Origin of the sequence: Nonomuraea jiangxiensis (genome assembly GCF_900099965.1) — a bacterium.
Lineage (GTDB): Bacteria > Actinomycetota > Actinomycetes > Streptosporangiales > Streptosporangiaceae > Nonomuraea > Nonomuraea jiangxiensis.
The window spans coordinates 252792-270595 of sequence record NZ_FNDJ01000002.1 but is presented as its reverse complement, the minus strand read 5'-3'; the positions used below and the strand labels follow the sequence as shown (position 1 = coordinate 270595).

Annotated in this window: 15 protein-coding genes; 8 read left to right on the top strand and 7 right to left on the bottom strand. The window is 72.5% G+C overall.

Going from position 1 to position 17804, the window contains the following annotated elements; genetic code table 11:
* Positions 1-4: 4 nt before the first annotated feature.
* The 7 genes from cutA to BLS95_RS04500 all read right to left on the bottom strand — a co-directional run bounded on the left by cutA (position 5) and on the right by BLS95_RS04500 (position 7874).
* On the bottom strand, positions 5-2368 hold the full coding sequence (gene cutA / locus BLS95_RS04530) for an aerobic carbon-monoxide dehydrogenase large subunit (protein ID WP_090929581.1): 2364 nt from the start codon (positions 2366-2368) through the stop codon (positions 5-7).
* Positions 2365-2841 (bottom strand): (2Fe-2S)-binding protein, encoded by a 477-nt coding sequence (locus BLS95_RS04525; RefSeq protein WP_090929580.1) that lies wholly within the window; start codon positions 2839-2841, stop codon positions 2365-2367. The genes cutA and BLS95_RS04525 overlap by 4 nt, the downstream gene beginning before the upstream one ends.
* On the bottom strand, positions 2831-3685 hold the full coding sequence (locus BLS95_RS04520) for an FAD binding domain-containing protein (protein ID WP_090929579.1): 855 nt from the start codon (positions 3683-3685) through the stop codon (positions 2831-2833). Before BLS95_RS04520 ends, BLS95_RS04525 begins: the two co-directional genes overlap by 11 nt.
* Entirely contained in the window at positions 3682-5112 is a 1431-nt protein-coding gene (locus BLS95_RS04515) for a uracil-xanthine permease family protein (protein ID WP_090929578.1), read from the bottom strand. The genes BLS95_RS04520 and BLS95_RS04515 overlap by 4 nt, the downstream gene beginning before the upstream one ends.
* Before the next feature lie 157 nt (positions 5113-5269).
* Complete coding sequence (locus BLS95_RS04510) at positions 5270-5920, bottom strand: NYN domain-containing protein (protein WP_176993014.1); 651 nt, start codon at positions 5918-5920, stop codon at positions 5270-5272.
* A gap of 143 nt (positions 5921-6063) precedes the next feature.
* Positions 6064-6267: an RNA-binding S4 domain-containing protein gene (locus tag BLS95_RS04505; RefSeq protein ID WP_090929576.1), complete on the bottom strand. Its 204-nt coding sequence runs from the start codon at positions 6265-6267 to the stop codon at positions 6064-6066.
* 11 nt (positions 6268-6278) lie between these two features.
* A complete protein-coding gene (locus BLS95_RS04500) occupies positions 6279-7874 on the bottom strand; it encodes a PucR family transcriptional regulator (protein ID WP_090929575.1) in 1596 nt (531 codons plus the stop codon).
* A gap of 131 nt (positions 7875-8005) precedes the next feature.
* On the opposite strand from BLS95_RS04500, the gene BLS95_RS04495 reads away from it, so the two are divergent.
* The 8 genes from BLS95_RS04495 to BLS95_RS04460 all read left to right on the top strand — a co-directional run bounded on the left by BLS95_RS04495 (position 8006) and on the right by BLS95_RS04460 (position 17790).
* Positions 8006-8860 (top strand): oxamate carbamoyltransferase subunit AllH family protein, encoded by an 855-nt coding sequence (locus BLS95_RS04495; RefSeq protein WP_245764826.1) that lies wholly within the window; start codon positions 8006-8008, stop codon positions 8858-8860.
* Positions 8857-10194 (top strand): AllF/FdrA family protein, encoded by a 1338-nt coding sequence (locus BLS95_RS04490; RefSeq protein WP_090929573.1) that lies wholly within the window; start codon positions 8857-8859, stop codon positions 10192-10194. The genes BLS95_RS04495 and BLS95_RS04490 overlap by 4 nt, the downstream gene beginning before the upstream one ends.
* Positions 10191-11609 (top strand): YlbE family protein, encoded by a 1419-nt coding sequence (locus BLS95_RS04485; protein ID WP_090929572.1) that lies wholly within the window; start codon positions 10191-10193, stop codon positions 11607-11609. The genes BLS95_RS04490 and BLS95_RS04485 overlap by 4 nt, the downstream gene beginning before the upstream one ends.
* 109 nt (positions 11610-11718) lie before the next feature.
* Positions 11719-13800, top strand: a complete 2082-nt coding sequence (locus BLS95_RS04480; RefSeq protein WP_176993013.1) for a serine/threonine-protein kinase — start codon at positions 11719-11721, stop codon at positions 13798-13800.
* Positions 13801-13839: 39 nt separating this feature from the next.
* Entirely contained in the window at positions 13840-14412 is a 573-nt protein-coding gene (locus BLS95_RS04475) for a TetR/AcrR family transcriptional regulator (protein WP_090929570.1), read from the top strand.
* A gap of 68 nt (positions 14413-14480) precedes the next feature.
* Complete coding sequence (locus BLS95_RS04470) at positions 14481-15662, top strand: Cmx/CmrA family chloramphenicol efflux MFS transporter (RefSeq protein ID WP_090929911.1); 1182 nt, start codon at positions 14481-14483, stop codon at positions 15660-15662.
* Complete coding sequence (locus BLS95_RS04465) at positions 15659-16477, top strand: MOSC domain-containing protein (protein WP_090929569.1); 819 nt, start codon at positions 15659-15661, stop codon at positions 16475-16477. Before BLS95_RS04470 ends, BLS95_RS04465 begins: the two co-directional genes overlap by 4 nt.
* 155 nt (positions 16478-16632) lie before the next feature.
* Positions 16633-17790, top strand: a complete 1158-nt coding sequence (locus tag BLS95_RS04460; RefSeq protein ID WP_245764882.1) for an MFS transporter — start codon at positions 16633-16635, stop codon at positions 17788-17790.
* The last annotated feature ends 14 nt before the right edge of the window (positions 17791-17804 follow it).

The following is a 17804-nucleotide window of genomic DNA, read 5'->3' as shown; positions in this document are numbered from 1 at the left end:
CCGATCATTTCATGTCGCGGGCGGTGCGCAGGTCGAAGAGCTCGGACGGGGACAGGGGCATGCGGTCGATCTCGATGCCCTCGGCGTCCTCGACGGCCGAGGCGATGACGGCGGCCACGGGGATCACACCGGCCTCGCCCGCGCCCTTGACGCCGAGGGGGTTGAGCGGCGAGGGCGTCTCCAGGTGGGCGGTCTCGACGTGCGGGATCTCGGTGGCGTACGGCATGAGGAAGTCCATGAAGGAGGCGTTGACGAGCTGGCCGTGCGCGTCGTACACCATGCGCTCGTACAGCGCCCCGCCGATGCCCTGGGCGACTCCCCCGTGGATCTGGCCCTCGACGAGCATCGGGTTGATCAGCTTGCCGCAGTCGTGCACGACGGCGTAGCGCACCACCCTGATCTCGGCGGTGTCCGGGTCGGTCTCGACGATCGCCGCGTGCATGCCCGCCGCGAACGTGGACCTGATCGGCGAGTAGAAGTCGCGGCCCTCCAGCCCCGGCTCGTCGCCCTCGGCCACCGGCGGCCGGTCGAAGTCGGCGGCGCCGGCGAACGGGGTGGCCCTGGTCGCCTCCTCGTCGAAGGCGTAACGCAGCGGGTTGGCCAGCACGGCCACCGTGCCCAGCGGGATGGTGGCGCCCGGGGCCCCGGCCACGCGCACGACCCCGTCCTCGATCTCCAGGTCGGCCGGGTCGGCCTCCAGCGCGTCGCCCGCGATGCGCAGCGCCTTCTCGCGTACTTTGCGGCAGGCCAGCGCGATGGCGCTGCCGCTGACGACGGCCGCCCTGGAGGCGAACGTGCCCACCGCGTACCCGAACCTGCGGGTGTCCCCGGTCACCACGCTCACGCGCTCGATGGGCACGCCCAGCTCGGTGGCGGCGATCTGGGCGAAGACCGTCTCGTGCCCCTGCCCCTGCGAGGTGAGCCCGGTGGAGACGTGCACCCGCCCGTCGGAGGTGATCTGCACGTGCCCGCCCTCGTAGGGCCCGACCCCGGTGCCCTCGACGTAGCAGCCGATGCCGATGCCCGTGCCGGGCCGCCCCACGTGCTCGTCCCAGCCGATCAGCTCCTTGATCATGCGGAGCATCTCGGGATAGTTCCCGCTGTCGTAGATGAGCGGGCGGCCGTCCTGGAAGATCATCCTCTGATCGTACGGGAACTCGTCGGGCCCGATGAAGTTGACCTCGCGCACCACGGTCCGGTCCTTGCCCAGGTAGCGGGCGATCTTGTCCATCGTCCGCTCCATGCAGAACGCCCCCTGCGGCCTGCCGGCCCCCCGGTAGGGCGTGACCTGCACGGTGTTGGTGTAGACGGCGCTGAACTCGACCCGGTAGGCCCCGATCTTGTACGGCCCGAGCAGCTGCGTGGAGGTGATGATCGGCACGATGATGCCGTAGTGCGTGTAGGCCCCGTGGTCGTGCAGGAAGGTCACGTCCAGCCCCAGGACGCGCCCGTCGTCGTCGAACCCCACCCGTACGTAGTGCACCTGTCCCCGCTCGTGCGCCGAGGAGATGAAGTGCTCCCTGCGGTCCTCGGCCCACTTGACCTCGCGGCCGAGCGTCATCGCCGCCCACGGGACCAGCACCTCCTCCGGCCACGGGTGCACGATCTTCACCCCGAACCCGCCGCCCACGTCGGGCGCGATCACCTCGACCTGGGTCAGCGGCAGTTGGAGCGCGGCGGCCACGGCCATGCGCACGCTGCTGGAGGTCTGGGTGCTGGAGTAGACGCGCAGGTCCCGGCCGTCCCAGCGGGCATAGACGCCGCGCCCCTCCAGCGGGGTGCTGGCGCTGCGCTCGATGTCGAGCCGGAAGGCGAGCGTGTGCGGCGCGGCCTCGATCGCCTCCCTGGCGCCGCGCCCGTCGAGGCCCGCCACCTCCTGGACGAAGTGCGTGCCCAGGTTGCCCGGCACGTCCTCGTGCACGAGCTGGGCCCCCTGGACCGCCTCCTCCAGGCCGACGACCGCCTTGAGCGGCTCGTAGTCGACGTCGATGAGCCCGCAGGCGTCCTCGGCCGCGTACCGGTCGGCGGCCACGACCATCACCACCGCCTCGCCCACGTGCCTGACGATCTCCCTGGCCAGCGGGTAGGCCGTGCGCCCGTGGGTGAGCGCGGGGTGCGGGATCAGCAGCGGCAGCGGGCGGGCCACCCGTTCCGGCAGGTCCTCCCAGGTGTAGATCGCGACGAGTCCCGGCACGTCGAGTGCCCGCGTCACGTCGATGTCGCGGATGCGGGCGTGCGCGTGCGGGGAACGTACGAACGCGGCGGCCAGAGCGTCCCGCCCCAGGTCGTCGAGGTATCGCCCCTGCCCGGTGAGCAGCCGTGGGTCCTCCCGCCGCCGTACCGGCTCCCCGAACAGCTTGGTGGTCATGACTCCTCCGCCAGCAGCTCGGCGGCCCGGTGGACGGCCTTGGCGATGTTCTGGTAGCCGGTGCACCGGCACAGGTTGCCCGACAGGCCCTCCAGCACCTCCTCGTCCGTCGGCGCCGGGTTGTCCCGCAGCAGCGCGGTGACCGTGCACAGGAACCCCGGCGTGCAGAACCCGCACTGCAGCGCGTGGCACTCGGCGAAGGCGCGCTGCACCGCCGACAGCCCGCCCGCCGGGGCCAGCCCCTCCACGGTGGTGATGTCGCGCCCGTCCACGGTGACCGCGAACGTCAGGCACGAGCGCACCGGCTCCCCGTCCAGCAGCACCGTGCAGCATCCGCACACGCCGTGCTCGCATCCCACGTGGGTGCCGGTCAGCCCCAGGTCGTGGCGGAGGCAGTCGGACAGCAGCCGCCGCGCGGGCACGGTCACCCGCCTGGCGGTGCCGTTCACGACGAGCGTGATCTCATGCTCCACCGGCCGCCTCCCTCGCCGCACCGCCCAGTGCCCGCCCCGCCAGCACGCCCACCAGGTGCCGCCGGTAGGCGGCCGAGGCGTGGATGTCGTCCTCGGGCTCGATCTCCTCCTGTACGCGCCGCGCCGCCGCGTCCCAGCCGTCCCGCGAAGCCTCGGTCACGTCGACCACGACCGGCACCGGGCCGACCCCGGTGCAGGCGACCCTGGCGGCGGCCACCTGGCCGTCCTCGTCCAGCCTGACCACGGCGCAGACCCCGGCCAGCGCGTAGTCGCCGTGCCGCCGGGCCAGCTCCTCGAACGCGGCCCCGGTCCGCGGCCCCAGGGCGGGGAAGAACGCCGACACCGCCAGCTCCCCCGGCCTGACCGCCGACTCCATGGGCCCGACCAGGAACTCGCGCGCGCCCACCTCCCGCGTCGCGATCCTGCCGGACTCCCAGCGCGCCAGCCGTACGGAACCGTCCAGGACGGCCAGCACCGCGGGCAGCTCGGCCGCCGGGTCGGCGTGGGCGAGGCTGCCCACCACCGTGCCCCGGTTGCGGATCACCGGATGGGCGACCAGCCGCAGCGCCCGGGTGAGCAGCGGATGGGACCGGCCCCGCTCCACCTGCGAGTGCCTGGCCAGCGCGCCCACCCGCACCCCCGCCGCGCCCGCCTCGACCCCGTCCAGGGAGGCGACCCGGTTGATGTCGACGAGGTGCGCGGGCGCCATCAGCCGCATGTTCAGCATCGGGATCAGGCTCTGCCCGCCTGCCAGCACCTTCCCGTCCGTCCCCACCCGCGCGAGAGTGCGCAGCGCGTCATCGAGGTCGCGGGGGGCGTGGTATTCGAATGGAGGTGGCTTCACCCGTTGTCGCTCCTGACCGGTTCGTCGCTCCTTACCGGCTCGGTGCTCTGCCGGGCGATGGCACGCAGCAGGTGATAGCCGCCCAGCACGACGATGGTGCCGAGCGCGATGCCCTCCAGCGTGAACTCGCCGGCGATGTGGTGCTGCACGGGTCCGATGGCCAGAATGATGCCCGCGCCGACCGGGACCATGTTCACCGGATCGGCGAGGTTCACCCTGTTCTCGATCCAGATCTTGGCGCCCAGCAACCCGATCATGCCGTAGAGGATGACGGTGACGCCGCCCAGCACCCCGCCCGGCGTGGCCGCGACCAGCGCCCCGAACTTCGGGATGAGCCCGAACAGGATGGCGATGACCCCGGCGATGTAGTAGGCGGCCGTGGAGTAGACCTTGGTGGCGGCCATGACCCCGATGTTCTCGGCGTAGGTCGTGGTGGGCGAGCCGCCCACGGCGCTGGTGACCATGGTGCCCACCCCGTCGGCCAGCACCGCCCGTCCCACGTACGGGTCCACGTCGGTCCGCGTCATCTCCCCCACGGCCTTGACGTGCCCGATGTTCTCCGCGATGAGCGCGATGACGGCGGGCAGCACCAGCAGCACGGCCGACATCCGGAAGTCCGGGACGTGGAAGTTCGGCAGCCCGACCCACGCGGCGTCGGCCACGGACCCGAGGTTCACCCGGTCGTGCGGGAACGCGGTGGCCACGCAGTAGGTCCCCTCGGCCGGGCAGGCCGCCCCCGCGGCGTCCCGCAGGTTCGCCCCGGGCAGCACGGAGGTGACCGGCCCGACCATCCTGTCCAGCACCCACGACAGCACGAACCCGGCGACCAGCCCGACCAGCACGCCGATCCGCCCGACGAACCCCTTGAACAGCACGATCACCAGGAACGTGATGACCATGGTGAGCAGCGCGACCCAGTGGTCCTGCGGCCAGTAGACGTCCGCCACCACGTAGGCCAGCCCGAACCCGATCAGCATCACCACGGCCCCGGTGACCACGGGCGGGAAGATCCGGTGGATGATCTGCACCCCGAGAACGTGAATGGCCACGCCGGACAGCGCGAGCACGAACCCCGCGACGAGGATGGCCCCGGTGACGATGGCGTCGGTCCCCGCCGTGTCGCCCCCCATCACGGCCCTGATGGCCAGCACCCCGCCCACGAAGGACGCGCTGGTCCCCAGGTAGCTCGGCACCTTCCCCTTGACGATCAGCAGGAACAGGATGGTCGCGACGCCGGACATCATCACGGCGACGTTCGGATCGAGCCCCATGACGAGCGGGAAGACGAAGGTCGCGCCGAACATCGCGATCACGTGCTGCGCTCCGAACCCCACCATCCGGGGCCAGCTCAGCCGCTCGTCGGGCCTGACCACCTCACCGGGGGCCAGGTGCTTCCCGTCACCGTGTCTGGTCCATCCCCAAGCCATGAGAGCCCCTCTTGTACTGGGCCATAATCGGCCGGCGACACGTTCCGTTGCGGGCACATTAGGCCCGGTGGCACGCGCCCACACGGGCATGATCTGCCAAATCTGACCTCATGACCAGTTAAAGCCACGCCCACCCGCGCACCACTACCCGCCCCCGTCAGTTCCAGTACGGCGGCCGGTGATAAACGGTCCCGTCCGGCGCGTGCAGAATGTCGGGCAATTGGGACTGTCGGATCACGGCGTCGCCCAGCGGGAACCAGGCATCGCTGACCTGCCGCAGGCTTTCGGAGCGCCTTCGCGGCGGGAACACGGTGACCACGCGCGTCTTCGTGCCACGCTCCAGATCCAGCCGTCTGATGGCGTGGATGGCAGCGCACATGTCGGAGTCGGCCGACACCAGCATGACGACGTCGACCTTGCCGGTTGCCGCGTCGGACACCATCGCGGTGCCGAGCGCCACGTCGGACTGCTTCTCCGCGTAGGTCCGCCGCGTCTGGCCGCATGCCCGACATCGCACCAGTTGTTCCTGGTATCTGCCCAGGACGACCTCCACCCCGATGCTCTGCACCGCCGCCAGATACACCTCCTGCCGCGCGATGGCCGGGGGATCGTTGCGAATGGCGGCGGTGAAGTAGCGAAGGGCCACGAGGCGCTGATGAGACCGCAGGATGCGCAGGACCATGGACCGAAGGTCGAGCCACAACAGCCGGCGCCTGCCGAGCTCCCGCAGGCCGTAGTAGAGGTTGAAGCCGTCGACGTAGACGCCCACTCGCTCAACCTCACCATTCGACTTGTCGCGCACCGCCACCACGCCCTAACATGAAGTCACCCGCTCGGGGCTACGTTCCCGGGTACTACGGCCCCCGGCAGGGGGCCGTTTCTTTTTGTCAGTGCGCCCGATGTTAGTAAACAGTGCGTAATGTCGTGGTGACTTCCCGTGAAAGGCCCTCGTCACTCCACCCGGATCGAGAACCCGTCCCCGCTGACCACCTGCCCCGACCGGATCTTGGCCCGCTTGCGCAGCTCGACCTCGCCGTCCACCAGCACCATGCCCTCGGCGACGAGTTGCTTGGCCATCCCGCCCGTCTCCGTGATCCCGCAGTATTTCAGCAGGTCACACAGCGGGATGTATTCGGAGCGCAGTTCGAAGTCCACGAGGCCCCAGCCTAGATCCCCCGCATCCGTAACACGTGCAGGGCCAGGGTCAGGTTGAGCCGCAGGTGCGGGTCGTCGGTGAAGTTGCCCAGCAGGCGCTCCAGCTTCCCGATCCGGTAGCGCAGCGTGTTGTAGTGGAAGTGCAGCCGCCTGGCCGTCTCCGCCACGTTCAGGTTGGTCTCCAGCAGGACCTGGAGCGTGCGCCGGAGGTCGGCGTTCTCGGCGTCGTCGTCGGAGGCCAGCGGCCCGAGCGTCTCCCTGACGAACGCGTGCAGCTCCTCCGTGTCGTTCACCAGGGACAGCAACCGGTAGACCCCCAGCTGGTCGAAGTGGGCCACCGCGCCGGGCCCGTGCAGCTGGCGGCCCACCCGGGCGGCCTTCAGCGCCTGCGAGTAGGCCTCCGGCAGCGTCTCCGCCCCCGGGCTGGGACGCGACGTGCCGGTGGAGAAGGTGGCGGGCGGCACCTCGGCGAAGGCCGAGGCGGCGTCCTTGGCCACCCGGGCGGCGTCGAGGGAGGCGTCCACCACGGCCACCACCTCGTGCGAGAACCCGGCCACGGCCCCGCGCGGGTCGTGCCGCCGCATCGCCGCCGTCCAGCACGCCACCAGCCGGTCCTGCGCGCTGCGCTCGTCGCCCTCCGGGTCCAGTTCGGCCACCAGCACCGTCACGGGCCGCGCCAGGTCCCATCCGAACGCCCTGGCCCGCGCCGTGACCCGCTCCGTCGCGCCGGCCCGGCCGGTGAGCACGTCGCGCAGGAAGTCGGCCCGGTATTTGCTCTCGACGGCGTTGACCGCCTCCTGCCGGGTGACGACGAGCGCGGCGACGGTGGCGGCGCGTTCGAGGATGCCGACGTCGCTGTCCCTGATCTCCCCGGTCGGGCTGTGGGCGACGATCCGGCCGTGGTGGTGCCCGCCGGCCAGGACCGGCACCGAGGCGAACGCCCGCGACCGCCCGACGCCGGGCAGGGACCCCTCACTGGAGATCGACGCGCGCAGGGCGGCGACGTGGTCGGGGGGACCGGCCGAGGCGAGCACGCGGCCGCTGCCGTCCACGGCCGCCACCGACACGTCGAGCAGCTGCGCCACCTCGGCGGTGACCTCGCGGAGCCCGCCGCCCGCCAGCACCACCTGGACCAGCGCCCGGTGCGCCTCCTCGGCGCGGGCGAGCACGGCGGCCTGGCGGTTGAGGATGTCGGTCAGCACCTGGTTGAGGATGTCGTCGAAGCCGACGTCGTTCGGCAGCAGGATGAGGGGGAAGCCGAGCCGGTCGGCCTGCTCGACCATCTCCTCGGGCAGCTCGTCCACGTAGCGCCCGAGTTTGATCGCCAGCGCGGCCAGCCCGCGCTCGTCCAGGTCCGCCACCAGCCGGCCGAGCGACTGCGGGGTGTTGCGCAGCGGGTAGCCGGTGGTGAGCAGCAGCTCGTGCGGCTTGACCCAGGCCAGGATGTCGGGCACTTCCATGACGTTGAGCCGCTGCACGATCCGGCCGAGGCCGCTCTCCCCCGCGATCAGCCTGGCCTCGGCGAGCGTCGAGACGCCGAGCACCTCTCCCACGGAGACACCGTGAATGATCGTTCCGGTGCTGGCGAGACGGACAGGGGGCTCCATGAGCAAATTGTGACCCCGGAAGCCGTCTGTCAGGAAGAGCCAACCATCCCGCTGACTGTTGGCAAATTTACCCGTACGGAGGGGTTCCCGGCCCGTTCTACGGTCAGGTCCAAGCTCGGTTGGGAGGTCCGGTGACCGTCAGTACTCAGGTGAGGCGCTCCCGCGTCCACGTCACGGGCGCGGCCAGCGCCGCGGTGCGCCCTGTCCTGGAGTCGTCCCGCCGCCCGGCACGCGTGCTGGCCGCGTTCCCGACGGGGGTTTATCTGGAGGTCAGGACGGATCTGGAGCCTTCGGTGATCGCCGTCATCACGGGCGAGGCCACCCGGCTGCCGAACTCCGTACTGCTGGCCACCCGGCTGCCGCACGTCACGGTCGGTGACGAGGCCACGGTGGGCGACCGGTCGGTCGAGCTGGGGCGGCTGACTCTGAGCGTGCGCCGCTGGTGGGATCCCGCGCCGCCGCCGGGCCGGACGGACCTCGCCCGCCTGGCGCGGGCCGCCACCGTCCTGGGCGATCCGCCGGGTGCCGGGCTGGCCGGCAACGACGCCGTGGACCTGCTGGCGAGCAGTTGCGCGAAGGGCTGGCTGCTGGGGGCGGTGACGGCGGCCGAGCAGCTCGTGGGCCTCGGGCCCGGGCTCACGCCGAGCGGCGACGACGTGCTGGCGGGGCTGCTCGTGACGCTGCGGCAACTGGGCGCGGCGGCGGGCGTGGAGCGGGCGGTGTGGCTGGCCGGCTGGCTGGCGGCGGCCGTGACGTTCGACGCGGGCACGCGGACCACGCCCATCTCGGCGACGTTGCTGCACTGCGCGGCCAGGGGCGAGGCCAGCCCCGAGGTGAGCGCGGTGTTGCGCGCCGTCGCCGCCGGGCAGGGCCTCGAACCGGCGCTGCGCCGGCTGCACCGCCTCGGCCACACCTCGGGCGCCGACCTGGCCCAGGGCATCGCCATCGGGGTGAGCGCCGTGCTCTCGCTGGGTGGGTCGCGGTGACCCGGGAGCTGGTGCTGGTACGGCGCGGGGCGTACCACGACTCAGTCACCCTGATGCGGATAAGTCGTGCGCTAACCGAAATGCCGGGAGTGTCGGCCGCGATGGTCGCCATGGCCACCGACCTGAACCTCTCCGTCATCAGGGACCTGGGCTTCCCCGCTCCCGAGGCCGGCCCCGGCGACCTGCTCATCGCCCTGCGGGCCGAGGCCCCAGAGGCCGCCGTCGCGGAGGCCGACCGGCTGCTGAGCACGTTCCAGCAGCCGCAAACGCCGGCCGAGCAGCCCCCGCTGACCACGCGCTCGGCCCTCCGCACGAGCGCCGACCTGGTGCTGGTCTCGGTGCCGGGCGAGTACGCCTTCGCCGAGGCGCACGACGCCGTCCAGGCCGGCCTGCCGGTCATGATCTTCAGCGACGGCGTCACGGTCGGGCAGGAGAGGTGGCTGAAGGAGCTGGCCGAGACCAAGGACGTGCTGGTCATGGGCCCGGACTGCGGCACCGCCGCGATCGCCGGCGTGGGCCTGGGCTTCGCGAACGTCCTCACTCCCGGCCCCGTCGGCGTCGTCGCGGCCTCCGGCACCGGCGCGCAGCAGGTGACGTGCCTGCTCGACTGGGCCGGCACCGGCGTCAGCCACGTGCTCGGCGTGGGCGGCCGGGACCTGTCGGCCGAGGTGGGCGGCCTGTCCACGCTGCGGGCCCTGCGCATGCTCGACGACGACCCGGCCACCGAGCTGATCGTGCTCATCTCCAAGCCGGCCGCGCCCGAGGTGGCGCGGGCCGTACAGGAGGCGCCGCTGCGCACGCCGGTGGTGCGGGCGCTGCTGCGCGAGGGCGGGCCCGACCTGACGGAGGCGACGGAGCAGGCGCTGCGCGCGCTCAAGCGGCCCGTCCCCGAGTGGCCGGCGTGGCCCGCCTGGTCGGGGCGTACGGCCCGGCACAAGGCGATCAAGGGCCTCTACTCCGGCGGGACACTCGGCACCGAGGCCGCCCTGGTCGCCGGGCAGGGAGACTTCGTCGACTTCGGGGACGACGTCTACACCAGGGGACGCGCGCACCCGATGATCGACCCGACGCTGCGCGTGGAGGCGCTCTCCCGCGCCGGTGACACGGAGGTGGTGCTCATGGACGTCGTCCTGGGCCACGGCGCCGATCCCGACCCCGCCGCCTCGCTCGCGCACGCCGTCGCCCGCACCCCCGCCACGGTCGTGGTCGCCCTCATCGGCACCGAGGGCGACCCGCAGGACCTGCACCGCCAGGCCGCCGCCTTCCGGGAGGCGGGCGCGGCGGTGTTCACCTCCAACGCCCAGGCCGCCCGGCACGCCAGGAGTCTGCTGTGACCCTGCTCTCCGCCCCGCCCCGCGTCGTCACGGTCGGCGCGGGCCTGCTCGACGAGTCGCTCAGGGCGCAGGCCGTGCCGACGGTCCCGGTGTCCTGGCGGCCACCGCTGCCCGGCACCGCGCGGGCGCTGGTCACGGTGCTGGCCGACCCGCGCAGGCAGGCCGCCAACGAACTGGCCGTGCGCCGGCTGACCTCCGCGCGTCCGCAGCTCGTCCGGGTGCGGCGGGCCTCGGAAGTGCTCGACGAGGACACGTTCCTGCACGCGGGCCCGCCCATCGAGTGGGAGCGCGCCTCGGGCCCGATGCGCGGCGCGCTGATCGGCGCGATGCTGCTGGAGGGCCGGGCGCGCGACGAGCGCGCCGCCGAGCGCGCGCTCGCGGCCGGCGCGGTGGCGTTGCGCCCGTGCCACGAGCACGGGGCCGTCGGCCCGATGGCCGGAGTGGTCAGCCCGTCGATGTGGCTGTTCGAGGTACGCGACGACGAGCACGGCGGCACCGCCTACTGCTCGCTCAACGAGGGCCTGGGCAAGGTCCTCCGATACGGCGCGTACGGCCCCGAGGTGCTGGAGCGCCTGCGCTGGATGGACGAGGTGCTCGGCCCGGCCCTGGCGGCCACGCTGGAGCGCACCGGGCCGATCGACCTGCGCTCGCTGATGGCCCAGGCCCTGCAGATGGGCGACGAGCTGCACAACCGCAACCGCGCCGCCACCTCCCTGCTGCTGCGCGAGCTGGCCCCGGCCGTGGTGGAGGCCGCCCCGGACACGGCCGCGCAGGTGCTGCGCTTCGTCAACGGCAACGACCACTTCTTCCTGAACGCCGCCATGGCCGCGGCCAAGGTCAGCACCGACGCGGCCCGGGACATCCCCGGCTCGTCCCTGGTCGTGGCCATGGCCAGGAACGGCACCGACTTCGGCGTGCAGGTGTCGGGCCTGGGCGGGCGCTGGTTCACCGGGCCCGCCGGCGTGCCCGATGGCCTCTACCTCGGCGCGTACGGCCCCGGGGACGCCAACCCGGACATCGGCGACTCCACGATCACCGAGACCTCGGGCCTGGGCGGCTTCGCGATGGCGGCGGCCCCGGCCATCGTGCGGTTCGTCGGCGGCGAGGTGGCCGACGCCGTCAGGGCCACCCGCTCCATGTACGAGATCACGCTCGCCGAGCACCCCGCCTACCAGATCCCCGGCCTCGGTTTCCGGGGCACGCCGGTCGGCATCGACGTCACGCTGGTGGCCAGGACCGGCCTGCTGCCCGTGGTCAACACCGGCATCGCGGGCCGCGTCGCAGGCACCGGACAAGTCGGTGCAGGACTGGTCAAACCCCCAGTCGAGGCGTTCACGGCCGCATTGCTGGCCCTGGCGGACGAGATAAGTGATCCATTTGATGATCAGGGTCCGCGCACGTCAAGCCCGCAGTAGGGGGACCTCGCCTTCCATTACGGATTTCTCACCGATATCGTGTCGAACCTCATAATCTGCAAGTAGCGCGCGACGCACGTGACGGATGAGGCGAGATGGGGGCGGAAACATGGCAGCCGACCGCTTGCTCAGCGGGCCCGGCGCGGAGGGGGGCGCCTCGCAGGGCGAGGGCCGCCTGATCGGCCGGCGCTATCGCCTCATGTCCCCGGTCGGCAGGGGCGGCATGGGCATGGTGTGGCATGCCCATGACGTGCTGCTCGACCGGGACGTGGCGGTCAAGGAGCTGATCCTGCCCTACGGGCTGGACCACGCCGGCAAGCAGGTGGCGCACCGGCGCATGCTGCGCGAGGCGCGCTCGGCCGCGCGGCTCCAGCACCCCGGCATCGTGACCGTGCACGACGTGGTGGAGGAGGACGGCCGCCCCTGGATCGTGATGGAGTTAGTCCGGGCGTGGTCCCTGGAGCAGGCCGTACGCCAGAGCGGGCCGCTGCCGGTGATCCAGGCGGCCGAGATCGGCATCCGGGTGCTCGACGCGCTCAGGCACGCGCACGCCGCCGGGATCCTGCACCGCGACATCAAGCCGGGCAACGTGCTGCTGACCTCGGACCGGGTGGTGCTGACCGACTTCGGCATCGCGGCCATCGAGGGTGACGTGAACATCACGCAGACCGGGCTGCTCATGGGGTCGCCCGCGTACATACCGCCGGAGCGCCTGTCCGGGCAGCCGATCACGCAGGCGGCCGACCTGTGGTCGTTCGGGGCGACGCTGTACGCGGCGGTCGAGGGGCGGCCGCCCTACGAGGGGCCGGACCCGGTCGCGGTGCTCGGCTCGGTGGTCACCCAGGACCCGATCAGGCCGCAGCGGGCCGGCTCGCTGCTGCCGGCGATCGAGGGCCTGCTGCGCAAGAACCCGGCGGAGCGGCTGACGTCGAGCCAGGTCATCGAGATGCTGGAGACGGTGCTGCGCGCGCACGGCTCCACCCGGCCGCGCCCTGCCGAGACGCTGCCCAGCCCGGCGAACCCGACCCCGGCCGGGCTCCTGCCGCCGCTGGAGTCGCCGTCGGGGCCGATGCCCTCGCGCATCGTGGAGACCCCCTCGGGTCCGGTACGGGTGCCGTACGACCCGATCAACAGCCCGTCCGGCGGCTATTCGATGCCCTATGACGGCCTGACGAGCCCGTCCGGCAACCACCGGACCGATCAGCTCCACCCGGCGGGCGGTTACGACGCCTTCGGCAGCACGTCAGGGCCGCAGCAACCGGAGGCGGGCCGGCAGCCGTTCGGGGCCCCGGACGCGGGGCAGCCGTTCGGCCACCCGGGGCGCCCGCAGCGGTTCGAGCCCGACGAGGACCTGGAGGGCTCGGGCCCGCGCCCGCAGCCGATCCTGCCGCTGACCACCGACAGCCGCACCTCCTCCACCGGCCCCACCCCGTGGCCGCTGGCCTCGGCCGACGACCTGCGCGAGCAGTCGCGGGACCTGTCGCACGACATCGGCCGCAGCCGGCTGGCCACGTTGCCGAGCTCCACGCCGCGTACCGGCAAGAGCAGGCGCAGGCCGGACGAGGAGGACGGCGGCCCCTGGATGCGCGACGGGCGGCCGACGCCGCTCACGATCATCGGCGCGCTCGTGGCGGTGGCCGTCGTCGTGGGCGCCGTGATGATCATCATGACCGGCGGATCGCCGGCCCCGGTGTCCCCGGGCACGGTCAGCGCCGCCTCGGAGAGCGCCACGGGCGAGCCCGGCGCGCCCTCGACCGCGCCGGAGGGCTACAAGGAGCACTCCCCGCCCGGGTTCACCGCCGCCGTGCCCGAGGACTGGACGGTGACGACGGCGGAGGACGTGGCCACGTTCAGCGGGCCGAAGGACTCCGGCCTGCGGATCGTGGTGGAACGGGTCACGCCGCAGACCGACGGCGGCCTGTCCGAGCTGGGCCGGCGCGAGGCCGAGGGCGGCGTGGAGGCCTACATCCAGGTGCAGCTCCAGGGCCTGAAATATCGCGGCTGGCAGGCCGCCGACTGGGAGTACACCTACACCACCAGCGCCGGCGTCCCCATGCACCGGCTGACCCGCTACGTGACGCTCGACGACATCACCGCGTTCACGATCACCTTCGACCTGCCCGACCTCAAGTGGGACGAGCAGGCGGAGACGCGCAAGGTGTTCCTGGACACGTTCGGGCCCACCACCTGAATTGAACTGACCGTTCCAAAACGTGCTAGCGTTCCCGGCATGGCACGACCGAGGAAGTTCGAGGAGGAACGGGCGGTCGAGGCGGCCATGCGCGCGTTCTGGCGGACGGGCTACGAGGCCACCTCGACCGAGGACCTGTGCGCGGCCACCGGGCTGGGGCGCAGCAGCGTCTACAACACCTTCGCGAGCAAGCACGACCTGTTCGAGAGGGCGCTGCGGCGCTACACGGACGAGCGCAACACCGCGCTCGCCGACCTGATGGACGGCGACCTGCCGGTCAAGGAGAAGGTGCGCACGGTCCTGTGGTGGGCGGTCGACCCCGATCCGGACGACCCGGCCGGCTGCCTGGTGATCAACTCGCTGGTCGAGCTGGCCCCGCGGGACCCGGAGATCGCCGAGCTGCTCCGGCGCGACACCGAGCGGCGGGTGGAGATCATGCGCGGCGCGTTCGAGCTCGGCCGCGCCCGGGGCGAGCTCGCCCCGGACAAGGACCCGTCGGCACTGGCCCACTTCGTCGCCACCACGGTCGGCGGGCTGCGGGTGGCCGCCCGCGGCGGGGCCGGCCGGGCCACGCTGGAGGCGGTGGCGAACACCGCGCTGAGCGCCTTCTGACCCCTCCTTCCCTCTTTTCCATGCCTTCGTTTTGAACTGATCAATCTAAAACTGTGAAGGAGTTCCCCATGCCGCTTGCGGTCTACATCCTGGGCCTGGCCATCTTCGCCCAGGGCACCTCGGAGCTGGTGCTCGCCGGGCTGCTCCCCGAGCTGGCCGCCGACCTCGGGGTGTCCGTGCCGGACGCGGGCCTGCTGATCTCGGCGTTCGCCGTGGGCATGCTGGTGGGCGCCCCGGTGCTGGCCGTCGTCACGCTGCGCTGGCCCCGCCGTACGGCGCTGCTGACGTTCCTCGCGGTCTTCGTCCTGGCCCACGCCGCCAGTGCGCTGACGTCGAACTACGGCATGCTGCTCGCCGGCCGCGTGGTGGCCGCCTTCGTGTACGCCGGGTTCTGGGCCGTGGCCGGCAGCACCGTGGTCGGCCTGGTGCCGGAGAACGTCCGCGGCAGGGCCATGAGCGTGCTGGCGGGCGGCCTGACGGTCGCCACCGTGCTCGGGCTGTCCCTGGGCACCGTCATCGGGCAGCAGCTCGGCTGGCGGGCGACGTTCTGGACGGTGGCCGCGATGTCGGCGCTCGCCGGGATCGGCGTGCTCACCACCGTCCCCGGCGGCAGGCCGGCCGCAGGGACCGCCCGCGTGGCCGCCGAACTGCGCGCCATGATCAACCCCAGGCTCTGGCTCGCCTACGGCACGACCGCTCTGACCACGGGAGCCCTGCTGGCCTCCTTCAGCTATCTGAGCGCGATGCTGGTCGACACGACGGGCCTGGAGCCCGCCTGGGTGCCCGCCGTGCTGGCCCTGTACGGGGCGGGCTCGCTGCTCGGGATCACCATCGGCGGCCGGAACGCCGACGCCCGGCCGTTCCCCCTCCTGTACGCCGGGGTCGCCGGCCTCGTCCTCACCTCCGTGGCACTGGCCCTGACCGCGTCCGTGCCGCCCCTGGTCATCCCGCTGGTCTTCCTGCTCGGCGCGTTCGGCTTCGCCACCAACCCCGCGCTCACCACCCGGGTCTTCGCGCTGGCCCAGGGCGCCCCCACGCTGGCCGCGGCGCTGAGCGTCTCCTCGTTCAACCTCGGCATCACCGTCGGCCCGTGGCTGAGCGGGCTGTTCATCAGCGCGGGCCTCGGCTACCCGTCGGTGGCGTGGACCGGCGCCGCGATCGGCCTGGCCGCCCTCGGCAGCGTGGCCCTGGCCGCGACCCTGCACCGCAGGGGCTCCGCGCTCAGCGAGCCGGTACGGTCACCCGTATGAACCTGGCGAGCATCCACTTCTATCCCATCAAATCCACGACGGGACACGATGTGCCGGAGATCGAGGTGCAGCCGTGGGGGCTGGCCGGCGACCGGCGCTACCTGGTCACCGGCGAGCAGGGCGAACTCGTCACCGCCCGCGAGGAGCCCCGGCTCCTGGCCTGCGTCGCCCGGCTCGACGACGCGGGGACGCTCACGCTGACCGGCCCGCACGCCGCTCCCCTGCGGGTCGTCCCCACCACCGAGCGCTCCCTGATCAAGGTCGGGCGGACCCCCGTGGAGCTCACCGACTGCGGGGACGACGCCGCCCGGTGGCTGTCCGCGCTGCTGGGGCGCCAGGTCAGGCTCATGTGGCTGGACGACCCGACCCGCCGCCCGGTCAACCCGGAGTACGCCAGGCCGGACGACCGCGTCAGCCTGGCCGACGGCTATCCGCTGCTGCTCACCTCCAGCGCCTCGCTCGCCCGGCTCAACGACTGGATCGCCGAGGGCGCGGTGGAGCGCGGCGAGGAGGTGCCGGCGCCGCTGTCCATGCGCAGGTTCCGGCCGAACGTGGTGATCGACGGGGTCGGCACGCCGTTCGCCGAGGACGCCTGGCGGCGGGTACGCATCGGCTCGGTGGAGTTCCGGGTGACCAAGGGCTGTGACCGCTGCGTGCTGACCACGGTCGACCCCGACACCCACACCAAGGGCAAGGAGCCCATCAGGACGTTGTCCAAGTACCGCAGGTGGGAGGGCAAGGTCTGGTTCGGGGTCAATCTGATTCCGGACGGACCGGGCCGCATCGCCCAGGGGGATTCTGTCACCATTCTCTGAAATATCACTTTGTGGGCGGCTCTTGTGGGCTATGCGAGACTTCACGCGTGACCAGTGCCCCCACAAAGCCCGCTGTCCCTGCCTATGACCGAATCAGCGTTCAACGCCGTACCCTGAGCGTCCTGTCCGCGGCGCAGATCGTGGGCGGCGTGGGAATGGCCGTCGGGATCGCCCTCAGCTCGGTGGTCGTGGACGAGCTGTCGGGCTCCACGGTGATCAGTGGCTTCGCGGGCACGGCCACCACGCTCGGGGCGGCGCTGCTGGCCCTGCCCACGGCCAGGGCCGCGGGCCGAGGCGGGCGGCGCGCGGGCCTGACCCTGGCGTACGCGGCGGCGCTGGCGGGCTGCGTGATCTCGGCGACCGCGATCGGCCTGCGCTCGTGGCCGCTGCTCCTGGTGGGGCTGGTGCTGGTGGGCGGCGGCAGCGCGGGCAACCTGGCGGCGCGCTACTCGGCGACCGACCTGTCACCGCGGGGCCGCTCGGCCAGGCACCTGTCGCTGGTCGTCTGGGCCGCGACGGTCGGCTCCGTGGCCGGTCCGAACCTGGCCGAGCCCGCCGACCGGATCGGCATGCGGCTGGGGCTGGCGGCGAAGGCGGGGCCGTTCCTGTTCTCGGCGCTGGCGTTCACGCTGGCGCTGGTGATCATCTTCGGCCTCCTCCGGCCCGACCCGCTCAAGCTGGCCCGCGAGCTCGACGGCACGCGGGACGCGGGCGGGGCGCGTACCCGGACGATCCGGGCGGCGTGGGAGACCCTGCGGACGACGCCGATGGCTCTCAGGGCGCTGGTCATGATCGCGGTCAGCCACACGGCGATGGTGTCGATCATGTCCATGACCCCGGTCAAGCTGCACCACGACGGCTCGAACCTGGAGGTCATCGGCCTGGTGATCAGCCTGCACATCGCGGGCATGTACATGCTGTCGCCGGTCGTGGGCTGGCTGGCCGACCGGGTGGGCAAGGTGCCGGTGCTGGTCCTCGGGATGGCGCTGCTGCTGGGCGCCGCCGCGTCGTCGGGCACGGCGGGCCACCGGGTCTGGCAGGTGACGGTGGCGCTGGTGCTGCTCGGGCTGGGCTGGTCGTGCGGCCTGGTGGCGGGCTCCGCGCTGGTCACGGAGTCGGTCCCGATCGACCGCCGCCCGGCCGTCCAGGGACTGTCCGACCTGCTCATGAACGTCTGCGGGGCCACCGGCACGATCGTGGCCGGCGCCATCGTGGGCGTGCTCTCCTACGGCGCGCTCGGCCTGGGCGTGGGCGTCATGGTGACTGTGGCGACGCTCTGGCTCGTCGTGCCCCGCCGCCCCGCCACCCCCTGACCGCGCCGCTTCAC